At 65.9% G+C, this 14985-nt stretch carries 13 protein-coding genes; 9 read left to right on the top strand and 4 right to left on the bottom strand.

The annotated features are described in order from the left end of the window. Positions 1-24 precede the first annotated feature (24 nt). Positions 25-3975, top strand: a complete 3951-nt coding sequence (locus LMQ14_RS23415) for a DNA-directed RNA polymerase subunit beta' (protein ID WP_267732017.1) — start codon at positions 25-27, stop codon at positions 3973-3975. 128 nt (positions 3976-4103) lie between these two features. On the opposite strand, the gene LMQ14_RS23410 is transcribed toward LMQ14_RS23415, so the two are convergent. After that, positions 4104-5879 (bottom strand): hypothetical protein, encoded by a 1776-nt coding sequence (locus LMQ14_RS23410; protein ID WP_267732016.1) that lies wholly within the window; start codon positions 5877-5879, stop codon positions 4104-4106. Beyond that, entirely contained in the window at positions 5876-6772 is an 897-nt protein-coding gene (locus LMQ14_RS23405; RefSeq protein WP_267732015.1) for a nucleoside phosphorylase, read from the bottom strand. The genes LMQ14_RS23410 and LMQ14_RS23405 overlap by 4 nt, the downstream gene beginning before the upstream one ends. A 118-nt stretch (positions 6773-6890) precedes the next feature. Between LMQ14_RS23405 and LMQ14_RS23400 the strand changes: the two genes are divergently transcribed. The 5 genes from LMQ14_RS23400 (at position 6891) to LMQ14_RS23380 (ending at position 12035) form a co-directional block, all read left to right on the top strand. Then, complete coding sequence (locus LMQ14_RS23400; protein ID WP_267732014.1) at positions 6891-7649, top strand: deoxyribonuclease IV; 759 nt, start codon at positions 6891-6893, stop codon at positions 7647-7649. A gap of 321 nt (positions 7650-7970) precedes the next feature. Further along, positions 7971-9599, top strand: a complete 1629-nt coding sequence (locus tag LMQ14_RS23395) for an acyl-CoA dehydrogenase family protein (protein ID WP_267732013.1) — start codon at positions 7971-7973, stop codon at positions 9597-9599. A gap of 8 nt (positions 9600-9607) precedes the next feature. Then, complete coding sequence (locus tag LMQ14_RS23390) at positions 9608-10546, top strand: crotonase/enoyl-CoA hydratase family protein (RefSeq protein WP_267732012.1); 939 nt, start codon at positions 9608-9610, stop codon at positions 10544-10546. A 2-nt stretch (positions 10547-10548) separates the two neighbouring features. Further along, positions 10549-11271, top strand: coding sequence for a PaaX family transcriptional regulator C-terminal domain-containing protein (locus LMQ14_RS23385; protein ID WP_267732011.1), 723 nt, complete (start codon positions 10549-10551; stop codon positions 11269-11271). After that, complete coding sequence (locus tag LMQ14_RS23380; RefSeq protein WP_267732010.1) at positions 11268-12035, top strand: crotonase/enoyl-CoA hydratase family protein; 768 nt, start codon at positions 11268-11270, stop codon at positions 12033-12035. Before LMQ14_RS23385 ends, LMQ14_RS23380 begins: the two co-directional genes overlap by 4 nt. Positions 12036-12052: 17 nt before the next feature. Here the strand turns inward: LMQ14_RS23380 and LMQ14_RS23375 are convergent, their stop codons facing one another. Next, entirely contained in the window at positions 12053-12526 is a 474-nt protein-coding gene (locus tag LMQ14_RS23375) for a DUF3060 domain-containing protein (protein ID WP_267732009.1), read from the bottom strand. A gap of 38 nt (positions 12527-12564) precedes the next feature. Continuing rightward, positions 12565-12942, bottom strand: a complete 378-nt coding sequence (locus LMQ14_RS23370; RefSeq protein ID WP_267735648.1) for a DUF3060 domain-containing protein — start codon at positions 12940-12942, stop codon at positions 12565-12567. Positions 12943-13132: 190 nt separating this feature from the next. Here LMQ14_RS23370 and LMQ14_RS23365 point away from each other — a divergent pair, with 190 nt between their 5' ends. From LMQ14_RS23365 to rpsG, 3 genes are all read left to right on the top strand, one after another. Beyond that, entirely contained in the window at positions 13133-13780 is a 648-nt protein-coding gene (locus tag LMQ14_RS23365) for a TetR/AcrR family transcriptional regulator (RefSeq protein WP_267732008.1), read from the top strand. A gap of 279 nt (positions 13781-14059) precedes the next feature. After that, positions 14060-14434, top strand: a complete 375-nt coding sequence (rpsL, locus tag LMQ14_RS23360) for a 30S ribosomal protein S12 (protein WP_007167812.1) — start codon at positions 14060-14062, stop codon at positions 14432-14434. Beyond that, positions 14434-14904, top strand: coding sequence for a 30S ribosomal protein S7 (gene rpsG, locus LMQ14_RS23355; RefSeq protein ID WP_267732007.1), 471 nt, complete (start codon positions 14434-14436; stop codon positions 14902-14904). Before rpsL ends, rpsG begins: the two co-directional genes overlap by 1 nt. Positions 14905-14985 lie beyond the last annotated feature (81 nt).

Raw genomic sequence — 14985 nt, 5'->3', positions numbered from 1 at the left:
ACCCGCAAGGGGAAAGGGAGTTACGTGCTCGACGTCAACTTCTTCGATGAACTCCGTATCGGTCTGGCCACCGCGGAAGACATCAGGCAATGGTCTTACGGCGAGGTCAAGAAGCCGGAGACAATCAACTACCGCACGCTCAAGCCCGAGAAGGACGGCCTGTTCTGCGAGAAGATCTTCGGACCGACTCGCGACTGGGAGTGCTACTGCGGCAAGTACAAGCGCGTGCGCTTCAAGGGCATCATCTGTGAGCGCTGTGGCGTCGAGGTAACTCGCGCCAAGGTGCGTCGTGAGCGGATGGGCCACATCGAGCTGGCCGCACCGGTCACGCACATCTGGTATTTCAAGGGCGTGCCTTCGCGCCTCGGGTACCTGCTCGACCTGGCGCCGAAGGATCTCGAGAAGATCATTTACTTCGCCGCCTACGTGATCACCGCGGTCGACGACGAGATGCGGCACAACGAGCTCTCGACGCTCGAGGCCGAAATGGTGGTGGAGCGCAAGGGTGTTGAGGACCAGCGCGATGCCGACCTGGAGGCCCGCGCGCAGAAGCTGGAGGCCGACCTGGCCGAGCTGGAGGCCGAGGGCGCGAAAGCCGATGCGCGGCGCAAGGTTCGGGATGGTGGCGAGCGTGAGATGCGCCAGCTCCGTGACCGGGCCCAGCGTGAGCTGGACCGGCTCGAGGACATCTGGACGACGTTCACCAAGCTGGCTCCCAAGCAGCTGATCGTCGACGAGAACCTCTACCGCGAGCTCATCGACCGCTACGGCGAATACTTCACCGGGGCAATGGGTGCGGAGTCGATTCAGAAGCTGATCGAGAACTTCGACATCGACGCCGAGGCCGACATCCTGCGGGACGTCATCCGAAACGGCAAGGGCCAGAAGAAGCTTCGTGCGCTGAAGCGTCTGAAGGTCGTCGCGGCATTCCAGCAGTCGGGCAACTCGCCGATGGGCATGGTGCTCGACGCGGTGCCGGTGATCCCGCCGGAGCTGCGCCCGATGGTGCAGCTCGACGGTGGCCGGTTCGCCACGTCCGACCTGAACGACCTGTACCGCCGCGTGATCAACCGCAACAACCGTCTCAAGAGGCTGATCGACCTCGGTGCGCCCGAGATCATCGTCAACAACGAGAAGCGGATGCTGCAGGAGTCCGTCGACGCGCTGTTCGACAACGGCCGTCGGGGCCGCCCGGTCACCGGGCCGGGTAACCGTCCGCTGAAGTCGCTGTCGGATCTGCTCAAGGGTAAGCAGGGCCGGTTCCGTCAGAACCTGCTCGGTAAGCGTGTCGACTACTCGGGCCGTTCGGTCATCGTGGTCGGCCCGCAGCTCAAGCTGCACCAGTGCGGTCTGCCCAAGCTGATGGCGCTGGAGCTGTTCAAGCCGTTCGTGATGAAGCGGCTGGTCGACCTCAACCACGCGCAGAACATCAAGAGCGCCAAGCGCATGGTCGAGCGCCAGCGTCCCCAGGTGTGGGACGTGCTCGAAGAGGTCATCGCCGAGCACCCGGTTCTGCTGAACCGCGCACCCACCCTGCACCGACTCGGCATCCAGGCTTTCGAGCCAATGCTGGTGGAGGGCAAGGCCATTCAGCTGCACCCGTTGGTGTGTGAGGCGTTCAACGCCGACTTCGACGGTGACCAGATGGCGGTGCACCTGCCGCTGAGTGCCGAGGCGCAGGCCGAGGCTCGCATCCTGATGCTGTCGTCGAACAACATCCTGTCGCCCGCGTCCGGCCGCCCGTTGGCCATGCCGCGACTCGACATGGTGACCGGGCTGTTCTACCTCACCACCGAGGTGCCCGGCTCCGACGGCGAATACCAGCCGGCCGCCAAGGATCAACCCGAGGTGGGCGTGTATTCCTCGCCGGCCGAGGCAATCATGGCGTCCGACCGCGGTTTGCTCTCGGTGCGGGCCAAGATCAAGGTGCGGCTGACCCAGCTGCGCCCGCCGGCCGACATCGAGGCCGAGCTGTTCGGCCTCAATGGTTGGCGGCCCGGTGATTCGTGGACAGCGGACACGACCCTGGGCCGGGTGCTGTTCAACGAGCTGCTGCCGCTGGGCTATGCGTTCGTGAATAAGCAGATGCACAAGAAGGTGCAGGCTGCGATCATCAACGACCTGGCCGAGCGCTACCCGATGATCGTGGTCGCGCAGACCGTCGACAAGCTCAAGGACGCCGGTTTCTACTGGGCGACCCGAAGCGGTGTCACGGTCTCGATGGCCGACGTGTTGGTTCCGCCGCGCAAGAAGGAGATCCTCGACCACTACGAGGATCGGGCGGAGAAGGTCGAAAAGCAGTTCCAGCGTGGTGCTTTGAACCACGACGAGCGCAACGAGGCGCTGGTGGAGATCTGGAAGGAAGCCACCGACGAGGTCGGTCAGGCGCTGCGGGAGCACTACCCGCCCGACAACCCGATCATCACAATCGTCGAGTCCGGTGCCACGGGTAACTTCACCCAGACCCGGACGCTGGCCGGCATGAAGGGCCTGGTGACCAACCCGAAGGGTGAGTTCATCCCGCGTCCGATCAAGTCTTCGTTCCGCGAGGGCCTGACCGTGCTGGAGTACTTCATCAACACGCACGGCGCTCGAAAGGGCTTGGCCGACACCGCGTTGCGTACCGCCGACTCGGGTTACCTGACCCGTCGTCTGGTGGACGTGTCGCAGGACGTCATCGTCCGCGAGCACGACTGCGAGACCGAGCGCGGCATCACCGTCGAGCTTGCCGAGCGTCAGCCCGACGGCACCCTGATCCGCGACCCGTACATCGAAACCTCGGCGTACGCACGGACTTTGGGCGCCGACGCGGTCGACGAGGCCGGCAACGTCGTCGTCGCGCGTGGTGAGGACCTGGGTGACCCGTCGATCGAGGCCCTGCTGGCCGCGGGTATCACGCAGATCAAGGTGCGTTCGGTGCTGACGTGCACCACGGGCACCGGCGTCTGCGCGACTTGCTACGGGCGTTCGATGGCCACCGGCAAGCTGGTCGACATCGGCGAGGCCGTCGGTATCGTCGCCGCGCAGTCCATTGGTGAGCCCGGTACACAGCTGACCATGCGTACCTTCCACCAGGGTGGTGTCGGTGAGGACATCACCGGCGGTCTGCCGCGTGTGCAGGAGCTGTTCGAGGCCCGGGTGCCGCGAGGCAAGGCGCCGATCGCCGACGTCACCGGGCGGATTCAGCTCGAGGACGGTGAGCGCTTCTACAAGATCACCATCGTTCCCGACGATGGTGGCGAGGAAGTCGTCTACGACAAGCTCTCCAAGCGGCAGCGGCTGCGGGTGTTCAAGCACGAAGACGGTTCCGAGAAGGTGCTGTCCGACGGCGACCACGTCGAGGTGGGCCAGCAGCTGATGGAAGGCTCGGCCGACCCGCACGAGGTGCTGCGGGTGCAAGGTCCCCGTCAGGTGCAGATCCACCTGGTCCGGGAGACCCAAGAGGTCTACCGCGCTCAGGGTGTGTCGATCCACGACAAGCACATCGAGGTGATCGTTCGCCAGATGCTGCGCCGCGTCACCATCATCGATTCCGGCGCGACCGAGTTCCTGCCGGGTTCGCTGATCGAGCGTGCCGGGTTCGAGTCGGAGAACCGCCGGGTGGTGGCCGAGGGCGGCGAGCCCGCCGCCGGTCGTCCGGTGCTGATGGGTATCACGAAGGCGTCGCTGGCCACCGACTCGTGGCTGAGCGCGGCGTCGTTCCAGGAGACCACGCGAGTTCTGACCGATGCGGCGATCAACTGCCGCAGCGACAGGCTCAACGGTCTGAAGGAGAACGTGATCATCGGAAAGCTGATCCCGGCAGGTACCGGAATCAACCGGTACCGCAACATCCAGGTTCAGCCGACCGAGGAGGCCCGCGCCGCGGCGTACACGATCCCGTCCTACGAGGATCAGTACTACAGCCCGGATTTCGGTCAGGCCACCGGTGCTGCGGTTCCGCTGGACGACTACGGCTACAGCGACTACCGCTAGTCAACAATCGAAAAAGCCCCGGGTTCACGCCCGGGGCTTTTTCGTTGCCGTGGCCGCCTTGCCGCCGAACGTGAAGTTGGCTTCACACTCGACACCGAACGTGCGGCCAGCTTCACGTTCGCGCCTGATCACATCGGCAGGTTGCGGATGAGATCGGAGAATTCCGCCGGCGTGTAATTGCGGTGCCAGTGCCGAAGGTAGACGTCCTTCGGCAGGATCAGCACGTCCACCTCGTCCTCCGCGACGACCGTGGAGTTCCGGAAATCGCCCCGGATTACGCCGGTGACGCCCAACGGCTCCCACGGGTGAACCCGAAAGTAGTCGTAACCGCCCGACGGTCGGCCGCGCAGCCCGGACGTCAGTGGGACATAGACAAAGCTTGCCCGGGCACCGACTTCGGTGAGGCATTCGCCCGGCGAAAGATGGCTCAGGCGTGTGCTTTTGAAGCCGAGGTCGGGATCGATGTGATCGGTGCGGTAGCCGCGGCCCGCGACGTTACGCAGAAAGGTCATGCGTTTCTCGTGGTCCCAGTCGATCGCGCTGGCTGCCAGGAAACGCCGCCGTTCCGGCTCGGGAGCGTTGCGCAAGGCCGGTACGCAGACGACGCGATCCTTGAGCGACGGCGCGCGAGCGACCACCAAATCGGCTACCAGCGCCGCGAATTCGGGATTGTCTTCGGTGTGTTCGAGGAGCACGCAGGTGCGCCGGCCGCCATTGTCGTCCGCGCCGCCGATGAAGCTGTCGACGACGTCGGCCTGAATGTCGTCGACAATGACCGAGGCGTTGTGCGCCGCGCGGTGCACCGCCTCCTCCGATCCAAAGCTGCCGCGGAAGAACGCGAAGCGCAGGTCGCCTTCGTGGGTGACTTCCGACACCTCGAGGTTGGCCTCGCCGGCATTGATCGGGTTGTCGCCCTCGAGAAGGTATGTCCGCCCCTCTCGGTCATGCAAGGCATAGACCGCGTTCGCGGTCCGCTGATCGATGAAAATCTGGTAGTTGCCCGAGGTCCTCAGGTGGGTGCCGCGCTGTCGCAGCGCATCCGCGCAGCGCAGGCAGCGGATGGTGTCCACGACGTCGGCGACGAACTCTTGAGCTTGCGGTGCAACGACTTCCAGCCAGGCGAAGGCCGTACTCTCGAAGTCGTCGTAGTGGCGGGCAAGCAGCTGGCCGCGGTGCTCTTCCAATGCCGCCGGGCTCGCGGCGCGTTGCAGTGCGGCCTGGTGATGCGCGCGCTGGTCGTCGGTCCGGCTCTTCTTCAGTCGCTTCGCGTGGTACAGCGCCTCCAGCGGATGGCTCAGGATATGCAGCATCCTTTCGCGCAGCGCCGTGGTGTCGTTGAGCATCGCGGCGGGCACGGAGCTCTTGCTGTGGGCATAGCCCAGCGAGGCGAGTTCGCGCAGGATCCGTTGCGGGGGGCCTTCGAACACGCCGGCGTTGGTCAGGCGCAGCACCCTCCAGGCCAGGTTCCCGATGTTCTCCTCCCACAGAATGTCGACGATCTCGTCGAAGGCCCCGCCGAAAGCCTCGTGCCCGCCGAACTCCGCATGGACCACTCGCCCAAAGGGATTCAGGTCAGACATCCCGATGTCGTGGACGTAGGCGAGCAGGCAGCCGTAGCTCGTCATGACGTCCAGGCGAAGCCGGGGCCGCTCGGCGATCTTGACTCCCGACACGTTCGCGATCATGTCGACGATGCGATGGGCGACGTCGCGCATGTGCATCACGCCGTGATCGGTGAACAGCGCGAGGTGGCTGATCGGATCCTCCAGGAAGGCCGGATCCTTGGCCACCTCCTCGAGGGTCAGGCTCGCGTTCACCTTCGAGTAGTAGTTGCGCTCGATGAGTTCGCGAATGCGGACCGGAAGCAGTAGATCCAGCGTGGCGTCGGCGTCCGTCGGCGTCATACCGCCTCCGCCAATTGTGCGATGGCCAGATCGATCAGCTCCGAAATCGTTTCTGCCGGACGGGAACTGAACTTACGGCCGACCCGATCGGCGACGATCGCGCTCAGCGAGCAGGCACGATGCCCCAATATCCCCGCCAGTCCGTAGATGTCCGCGGTCTCCATCTCGAAATTCGTGATCCGATGGGGGCCGTGCCGGAACTCGGACAGGCGCGGCAGCCAACCCGAGCGTCGGGCCGGCGCTCGCAGGAACCGATCCTGTGGTGCGTGAAAACCCGGGCAGGTCACGGTGATCCCGCTATGGCAGACGCCTCGGGCCGACTCGACGAAGGTGCGGTGCAGCCCGGGGTCGCCGCTCACCACGTAGGGGCGCAGCGGAATCTCCAGGAGTTCGAGGTGCCGCAGCAGGGCCTCCTCGAGGCCCGCGTCGGGGGGAGACGGCAGGTCGTAGAACAGCAGCAGCCCGTCCAGGCCCACGGCGTAGGAGGAGGCGACGAAGGAGTCCAGGGCCACGTCCGGCTGCAGCGTTCCGGCGGTCCCGACGCGAACGATCTCGAGTGCGGTGTGATCGGGCTTCGGCCGGCGTGCTTGCAGGTCGAGGTTGACCAGCGCGTCGAGCTCATTGAGCACGATGTCGATGCTCCCGGCGCCAATGCCGGTGGACACGACCGAAATTCGAGTGGTGCCGACGTAGCCGGTATGGGTCGAGAACTCCCGGTTGCGGGCGGTCAGCTCGACGGAGTCGAAGCGTTGCGAGACGATCGGGACGCGCTCGGGATCACCGACCAAGATCACCTTGCCGGCCAGATCCTGGGGCCGCAGCTGAAGGTGGTAGACGGAGCCGTCCGGATTCAGGATGAGTTCGGATTCGTCGAGCTGTTGAGTGCTTGGCAATCGAATCCACCGCCGCCGAATCGGTCGAGCATCCGTGTTTGCTCAGACCATCTCACGTTCCGGCCGCGGGGTCCAGCGGTGTACTCGTCCGTCAGCCCTCGAAACTAGACTGGGTGTCGTGCTTATTGGTTCGCACGTCAGTCCGCAAGACCCGCTGGCCGCAGCGGAGGCCGAGGGCGCTGACGTAGTACAGATATTCCTCGGCAACCCGCAGAGTTGGAAGGCGCCCAAGCCGCGCGAGGATGCCGCCGTGCTGAAGGCCGCGGCGCTGCCGATCTACGTGCACGCGCCGTACCTGATCAATGTCGCGTCGGCGAACAACCGGGTACGGATCCCGTCGCGCAAAATCCTGCAGCAGACCTGCGATGCGGCCGCCGACATCGGCGCTGCCGCGGTCATCGTGCACGGTGGCCACGTCGCCGACGACAACGACCTCGACGAGGGTTTTCAGCGCTGGCGTAAGGCGCTCGATCAGCTGGAATCGACCGTGCCGGTGTACCTGGAAAACACCGCGGGCGGCGACCACGCGATGGCCCGCCACTTCGACACCATCGGCAGGCTGTGGGATGTCATCGGTGACAGCGGAATTGGCTTCTGCCTGGACACCTGCCACACCTGGGCAGCCGGTGAGGCGCTGGTCGACGCCGTCGACCGGATCAAGGCCATCACCGGCCGGATCGATCTGGTGCACTGCAACGACTCCAAGGACGAGGCGGGCTCGGGCCGGGACCGGCACGCCAATTTAGGCACCGGCCAGATCGATCCCGACTTGCTGGTCGCGGCGGTCAAGGCCGCGGATGCGCCGGTGATCTGTGAAACCTCCGACGAAGGCCGCAAAGACGACATCGCCTTCTTGCGGGACAAGGCCGCTGGCTGACGACGCCGAGCCCAGGGTCAGCGCGGCGGCGGAGGGATGAACTGTCTGGGCGGTATTGACGGCCTGATCGGTTGTGGCTGAACCGGGTCGCCCGGTCCGGGGACGGGTGGACCCGGCACTGCTGGGTCCGGTGGGGGCGGAGGGTCTGCACTGGCCACCGTGACACCGAAGCCCGACGCGGCGATCCCAAGAGCGCCCGCGAGCAATGAACCAGCGATTACCTGCTTGATCCTCACCCGAGCCACTTTAGGGGCCGTGCACCAGAAGCCCGTCGGTATTACACCTCTTGTGCGGTTGTTGGAAAACTGTAATATGAGTGGCATGTCAGACACGCATGTCGTCACCAACCAGGTTCCACCGCTGGAGGACTACAACCCCGCAACGTCGCCGATGCTTGTCGAGGCCCTGATCCGCGAGGGCGGGCAGTGGGGTCTGGACGAGGTGCATGCGGTCGGGGCGTTGTCGGCCAGTCGTGAAGCGCAGCGCTGGGGTGAGCTAGCCGACCGCAATCAGCCCATCCTGCACACCCACGACCGCACCGGGCACCGCGTCGACGAGGTCGAGTACGACCCGGCTTACCACGAGTTGATGCGTGCAGCGATCGCGCACGGCATGCACGCGGCGCCGTGGGCCGACGAACGCCCGGGTGCGCATGTGGTGCGGGCCGCCAAGACCTCGGCGTGGAACGTGGAACCGGGCCACGTCTGCCCGATCTCGATGACCTACGCGGTCGTCCCGGCGCTGCGCTACAACCCGGAGTTGGCAGCCGTTTACGAGCCGCTGCTGACCAGTCGCGAGTACGACCCGGAGCTCAAGCTGGCCACCACTAAGGCCGGCATCACCGCGGGCATGTCGATGACCGAGAAACAGGGCGGCTCCGACGTGCGCGCCGGCACCACCCAGGCGACCCCCAACGGGGACGGCACCTACAGCCTGACCGGACACAAATGGTTCACCTCCGCGCCGATGTGCGACATCTTCCTGGTCCTCGCGCAGGCGCCGGGTGGGCTGTCGTGCTTCATGCTGCCGCGCATCCTGCCCGACGGCAGTCGCAACCGGATGTTCCTGCAGCGCCTCAAGGACAAGCTCGGTAATCACGCCAACGCCTCGAGTGAGGTCGAATACGACGGCGCCGTCGCCTGGCTGGTGGGCGAGGAGGGCCGCGGCGTGCCGACCATCATCGAGATGGTCAACCTCACCCGGCTGGACTGCACCCTTGGCTCGGCCACCAGCATGCGCACCGGCCTGACTCGGGCCATCCACCACGCCCAACATCGGAAAGCGTTCGGCGCGTACCTGATTGACCAGCCGCTGATGCGAAACGTGCTGGCCGACCTGGCCGTCGAGGCCGAGGCCGCCACGATCGTCGCGATGCGGATGGCCGGAGCCACCGACAGCGCGCTGCGCGGCGACGAGAAAGAAACCCTGCTGCGCCGGATCGGCCTGGCGGCAAGTAAGTACTGGGTGTGCAAGCGTGCCACCCCGCACGCCGCCGAAGCGCTGGAATGCCTGGGCGGCAACGGCTATGTCGAGGAGTCGGGGATGCCGCGCCTGTACCGCGAGGCCCCGCTGATGGGTATCTGGGAAGGTTCCGGGAACGTCAGCGCGCTGGACACCTTGCGCGCCATGGCGACTCGTCCGGAATGCGTCGAGGTGCTCTTCGCCGAGTTGGACGAGAGCACCCGCCAGGATCCACGGCTTGGCAGCCACGTCGAGCGGCTGCGTCAAGACCTGAGCGACTTCGAGACCATCCAGTACCGCGCCCGCAAGGTCGCCGAAGACATCTGCCTGGCTCTGCAGGGCTCGCTGCTGGTGCGGCACGGCCACCCCGCCGTCGCCGAGGCATTCCTGGCGACCAGGCTGGGCGGTCAGTGGGGCGGCGCGTTCGGCACCATGCCGACCGGGTTGGATCTGGCGCCCATCCTGGAGCGAGCCCTGGTAAAGGGCTGAGTCACAACATGACTCATGCGATCAGGCCGGTCGATTTCGACAATTTGAAGACGATGACCTACGAGGTCACCGACCGGGTTGCCCGGATCACCTTCAATCGGCCGGAGAAGGGCAACGCGATCGTCGCGGACACCCCGCTGGAGCTCTCGGCGTTGGTGGAGCGGGCCGATCTCGATCCGAACGTGCACGTCATTCTGGTGGCCGGTCGCGGCGAAGGCTTTTGCGCGGGCTTCGATTTGTCCGCCTACGCCGACCGCACCTCCTCGGCCGGCGGCACCGGCGCGTACGCGGGCACCGTGCTGGACGGTAAAACCCAGGGCATCAACCACATGCCGGACCGACCGTGGGACCCGATGATCGACTACCAGATGATGAGCCGATTCGTGCGTGGGTTTTCCAGCCTGATGCACGCCGACAAACCGACGGTGGTCAAGATCCACGGCTACTGCGTGGCCGGCGGCACCGACATCGCGTTGCACGCCGACCAGGTGATCGCCGCCGCCGACGCCAAGATCGGCTACCCGCCCACCCGGGTGTGGGGTGTCCCGGCGGCGGGCCTGTGGGCGCACCGGCTCGGTGACCAGCGCGCCAAACGTCTTCTGTTCACCGGTGATTCGATCACCGGCGCGCAGGCCGCGGAGTGGGGACTGGCTGTCGAGGCGCCGGACCCGAAAGACCTCGACGAGCGCACCGAGCGCCTGGTGCAGCGCATCGCCGCGGTTCCGGTCAATCAGCTGATCATGGTCAAGCTCGCGCTGAATTCCGCTCTGCTGCAACAGGGTGTGGCCACCAGCCGGATGGTCAGCACGGTGTTCGACGGTGTCGCCCGGCACACCCAGGAGGGGCACGACTTCGTCGCCGACTCCGTCGAGCACGGCTTCCGCGAAGCGGTCCGCCATCGCGACGAGCCGTTCGGCGACTACGGTCGCCGCACCTCCGAGGTGTAGCCATGCCGAACATGACGGCCCGGTCCGTGGTGCTGAGCGTGCTGCTCGGCGCTCACCCCGCCTGGGCGACCGCGAGCGACTTGATCAGGCTGACAGCAGATTTCGGGATCAAGGAGACGACGCTGCGGGTCGCGCTGACCCGCATGGTGGGCGCCGGGGACCTGATCCGGTCCGCCGACGGGTACCGGCTCTCGGATCGGCTGCTGGCCCGCCAGGACCGCCAGGACGAGGCGATGCGGCCACCGACCCGGGCCTGGCGCGGTGACTGGCACGTCGTGGTCGTCACCAGTGTGGGCACCGATGCCCGTACCCGGGCCGCGCAGCGAGCCAGTATGTACCGCAAGCGTTTCGGTGAACTGCGCGAGGGTGTCTGGATGCGTCCCGACAATCTCGACCTCGACTTGGAGCCCGACGTTGCCGACCGGGTGCGGGTGCTCAAGGCGCGCGACGACGCACCCGAGCAGCTGGTCGCCGAGCTGTGGGACCTGCCCGAGTGGGTGAACGCCGGTCGCCGGTTGCTGGACGAGATGGCCGAAGCCTGCGACATTCCCGGCCGGTTTGTGGTGGCCGCCGCGATCGTGCGGCACTTGCTCACCGACCCGATGCTGCCCGCCGAACTGCTGCCCGACGATTGGCCGGGCGCGCGGCTGCGCGGCGCTTACCACGACTTCGCGACCGAATTGCTGCAGCGGCGCGATGCAACTCAACTTCTGGAGGCGAGATGACTGATCCGGTGCGAGTGGAGCGTAAGGGTCCGGTGACTACGGTGATCCTCAACCGGCCGGGCGCGCGTAACGCCGTGAACGGCCCAACGGCCGCCGCGCTGTATGCGGCGTTCGACGAATTCGACCGCGACGATTCCGCTTCGGTGGCCGTGTTGTGGGGCGACGGCGGAACCTTCTGTGCGGGAGCCGATTTGAAGGCCTTCGGCACATCGGAGGCCAACTCGATCCACACGACCGGCCCGGGCCCGATGGGCCCGTCGCGAATGGTGTTGTCCAAACCCGTGATTGCCGCGGTGAGCGGCTACGCCGTCGCGGGGGGTCTGGAGCTGGCCCTGTGGTGCGATCTGCGGGTGGCCGAGGAGGATGCCGAGTTCGGTGTGTTCTGCCGCCGTTGGGGAGTGCCGCTGATCGACGGCGGCACCGTGCGGCTGCCGCGCCTGATCGGGCACAGCCGGGCGATGGACATGATCCTCACCGGCCGCGGCGTCAAGGCCGACGAAGCGCTCGCGATGGGACTGGCCAATCGCGTTGTCCCCAAAGGGGAAGCGCGACAGGCCGCCGAGGCGTTGGCCGCCGAATTGGCCGCCCTGCCCCAGCAATGCCTGCGAGCGGACCGGCTTTCGGCGCTACAACAGTGGGGGTTGCCCGAATCAGCGGCAATCGACCAGGAATTCGCCAGCATCTGGAAAGTTGCGGCCGAGGCCAATGAAGGCGCGGGGCGGTTCGCGGCCGGCGCCGGCCGGCACGGCGCGTCCGCCAGCTAGAAGGGCCGGCAAGCCGATCAGCTGCCCTTGTTGATGGTGTTGCCCGAGCCGAGGTTGTCCACCTTCGGCTCACCATCCTTGTAAATGATGGTGTTGTCGAGACCCAGCACCGTGATGCGAGTCTCGACCTTGTCGATGGTGATCTTGTTGCTGGCGCCGCCGATGTTCACCGTCACACAGCTGCCGGTGACGGTCAGGGTGTTGTTGGAGCCGGCGACATTCAGCGATTTGCCGGTGGCGCAGTCGAGCGTGGCCGTCGTCCCCACCGATCCGTAGTTCAGCGTGTTCCCGATTTCGACGGAAGCCGTGGTGCTTTCGCCACTCGAAGTCGTCGGGGCCGCCGCGGCGCTCGTCGTGGTGGGTGCGCTGCTCTTCGTCGTCGTGCTGGGGCCCCCGGGAGGATTGGCGGTCGAACTGCAACCGGACAGCACTACGGCCGCGAGGGCGAGTACGGCGAGCTTGGACGGATGGTCAGTGATGTGGACGCGCATGTTCCCCTTTTCGGTACGGCAACTGCGGTGGCAGTGCCTCAGGCAGGCACCTGTTGCAGTCGATTGACCATTCCCAGTTCCCGGCCGCGGTCCCAGAGGATCGGCGCGCCGTTGTGAAAGAAGACGGTCTGGTCGTAGCCGTACACCGTGATGTCGTGCGTGACCGTGTCCGCGATGATCGTGTTGCCCGAGCCCATCACCGTCACCGCATAGCAGTTGCCCATTGCGTTGATGTAGTTCCCGGTGCCGTTGACGATCAGGGTCCCGTCACCGCAGTCCAGGGTCTGCGTGGTGTTTTCCCCGGTGATGTGGGTGTCGCCGTTCTTGGCGTGCGCGGCCGGCGGCGGCGCGGCGGGCGTGGCCGCAATCGTGATGACACAGGTTGCAAGCGACCCGGCGACGGTTCTCCAGTGCACCGCGGCCCCCTTCGCGTCAGCGGGTATCTGCTCGACTGAGCCTACGTGCATTTGCCTGCTCGATGGCAAATGTTTTTCGTTCGCGGCCAACCGCGACCCGCGCCGGTTCCGTCCGAGTAGATTGGCGACTCTGTCAACTAGAGTCATTAGTTGACCTTCACCAATTCACCGCAATCGAAGGGCGATCGCCATGGCAGTTCATCCTGAACAGCCGTCGGCGGGAGGGCGCCAACGTGGCGGCAGGTCCGGATCCCGGCCGGGAAAGCTGAGCCGCGACGGCATCGTCGATGGCGCACTGACGTTCCTGGACCGAGAGGGCTGGGACTCGCTGACCATCAACGCGCTGGCGATGCAGCTGGGCACCAAGGGGCCGTCGCTCTACAACCACGTGGACAGCCTGGAGGATCTGCGTCGCGCCGTTCGGATCCGGGTCATCGACGACATCATCACGATGCTGAACCGGGTCGGGGAGGGGCGCTTCCGCGATGACGCGGTGCTGGTCATGGCCGGTGCCTACCGCAGCTACGCCCATCACCACCCCGGGCGGTACTCGGCGTTCACCCGGATGCCGCTGGGCGGCGATGACCCCGAATACACCGCGGCGACCAGGGACGCGGCCGGTCCGGTGATCTCGGTGCTGACCTCCTACGGGCTCGACGGCGAGGAGGCCTTTTTCGCCGCGCTCGAGTTCTGGTCGGCACTGCACGGATTCGTCCTGCTGGAAATGACCGGTGTCATGGATGACATCGACACCGATGCGCTGTTCACCGAGATGGTGTTGCGGCTGGCAACCGGTCTGGACAGGCGCACCGCACCGGACGGCGCTGCGTCGAAATAGCGGGCCACCGGACGCGTGCGGCGAGGTGAGCGGTTGCGCCCAGCGGCCGCTTTGACCTGCCAGACCAGCGGCGGGTATTGTGGTGGCTCGTGCCTGGCGGCTTACGGCGCCTGACGTAAGGAAGTGGATGCCGGGCGAATTCGCATGTCCACCACGCATCGGATGATTCTGATGCCGAGCGGGTGCGACACACCCGGCCGCGGGGTAGTGCGGCGGGGCATAACAGCAGTACAGAGACTTAAGAGCAGCACGAAGACTTCGAACACAGAAAGCCGGTAGATGCCAACCATTCAGCAGCTGGTCCGCAAGGGTCGCCGCGACAAGATCGCCAAGGTCAAGACCGCGGCCCTGAAGGGCAGCCCGCAGCGCCGTGGCGTATGCACCCGCGTGTACACCACCACCCCGAAGAAGCCGAACTCGGCGCTTCGGAAGGTCGCGCGTGTGAAGCTGACGAGTCAGGTCGAGGTCACCGCCTACATCCCGGGTGAGGGCCACAACCTGCAGGAGCACTCGATGGTGCTGGTGCGCGGTGGTCGTGTGAAGGACCTGCCCGGTGTGCGGTACAAGATCATCCGCGGTTCGTTGGACACCCAGGGTGTCAAGAACCGCAAGCAGGCTCGCAGCCGTTACGGCGCCAAGAAGGAGAAGAGCTAATGCCGCGCAAGGGGCCCGCGCCGAAGCGTCCGCTGGTCAACGACCCGGTTTACGGGTCGCAGCTGGTGACCCAGCTGGTGAACAAAGTTCTGCTGCAAGGGAAGAAATCGGTCGCTGAGCGCATTGTTTATGGTGCGCTCGAGCAGGCTCGCGACAAGACCGGCACCGATCCGGTCATCACGCTCAAGCGCGCTCTCGACAACGTCAAGCCTGCCTTGGAGGTGCGCAGCCGCCGTGTCGGTGGTGCGACCTACCAGGTGCCCGTCGAGGTGCGTCCGGACCGGTCCACCACGCTGGCGCTGCGTTGGCTTGTCAGCTTCTCGCGGCAGCGCCGGGAGAAGACGATGATCGAGCGGCTGGCGAACGAGATCATGGACGCCAGCAACGGCCTCGGGGCTTCCGTCAAGCGGCGTGAGGACACCCACAAGATGGCCGAGGCCAACCGCGCCTTTGCGCACTATCGCTGGTAGATAGCCGCCAGGCAGGTAGATCGGCAGAGTCGCCGGGCGTAAACCGACAGCGAACTAACTACGCAATCGAAAGAGTGGGAA

Origin of the sequence: Mycobacterium sp. Aquia_213 (assembly GCF_026625985.1) — a bacterium.
Taxonomy (GTDB): domain Bacteria; phylum Actinomycetota; class Actinomycetes; order Mycobacteriales; family Mycobacteriaceae; genus Mycobacterium.
This window is presented reverse-complemented; position numbering and strand designations above follow the sequence as displayed.

What these genes read in the sequence shown, in the direction of transcription:
- rpsL (WP_007167812.1), top strand. Translation starts at nt 14,060, where the DNA reads ATGCCAACCATTCAGCAGCTGGTCCGCAAGGGTCGCCGCGACAAGATC.
- LMQ14_RS23390 (WP_267732012.1), top strand. Translation starts at nt 9,608, where the DNA reads ATGACTCATGCGATCAGGCCGGTCGATTTCGACAATTTGAAGACGATG.
- LMQ14_RS23385 (WP_267732011.1), top strand. Translation starts at nt 10,549, where the DNA reads ATGCCGAACATGACGGCCCGGTCCGTGGTGCTGAGCGTGCTGCTCGGC.
- LMQ14_RS23395 (WP_267732013.1), top strand. Translation starts at nt 7,971, where the DNA reads ATGTCAGACACGCATGTCGTCACCAACCAGGTTCCACCGCTGGAGGAC.
- rpsG (WP_267732007.1), top strand. Translation starts at nt 14,434, where the DNA reads ATGCCGCGCAAGGGGCCCGCGCCGAAGCGTCCGCTGGTCAACGACCCG.
- LMQ14_RS23380 (WP_267732010.1), top strand. Translation starts at nt 11,268, where the DNA reads ATGACTGATCCGGTGCGAGTGGAGCGTAAGGGTCCGGTGACTACGGTG.
- LMQ14_RS23375 (WP_267732009.1), bottom strand. Translation starts at nt 12,526, where the DNA reads ATGCGCGTCCACATCACTGACCATCCGTCCAAGCTCGCCGTACTCGCC.
- LMQ14_RS23410 (WP_267732016.1), bottom strand. Translation starts at nt 5,879, where the DNA reads ATGACGCCGACGGACGCCGACGCCACGCTGGATCTACTGCTTCCGGTC.
- LMQ14_RS23365 (WP_267732008.1), top strand. Translation starts at nt 13,133, where the DNA reads ATGGCAGTTCATCCTGAACAGCCGTCGGCGGGAGGGCGCCAACGTGGC.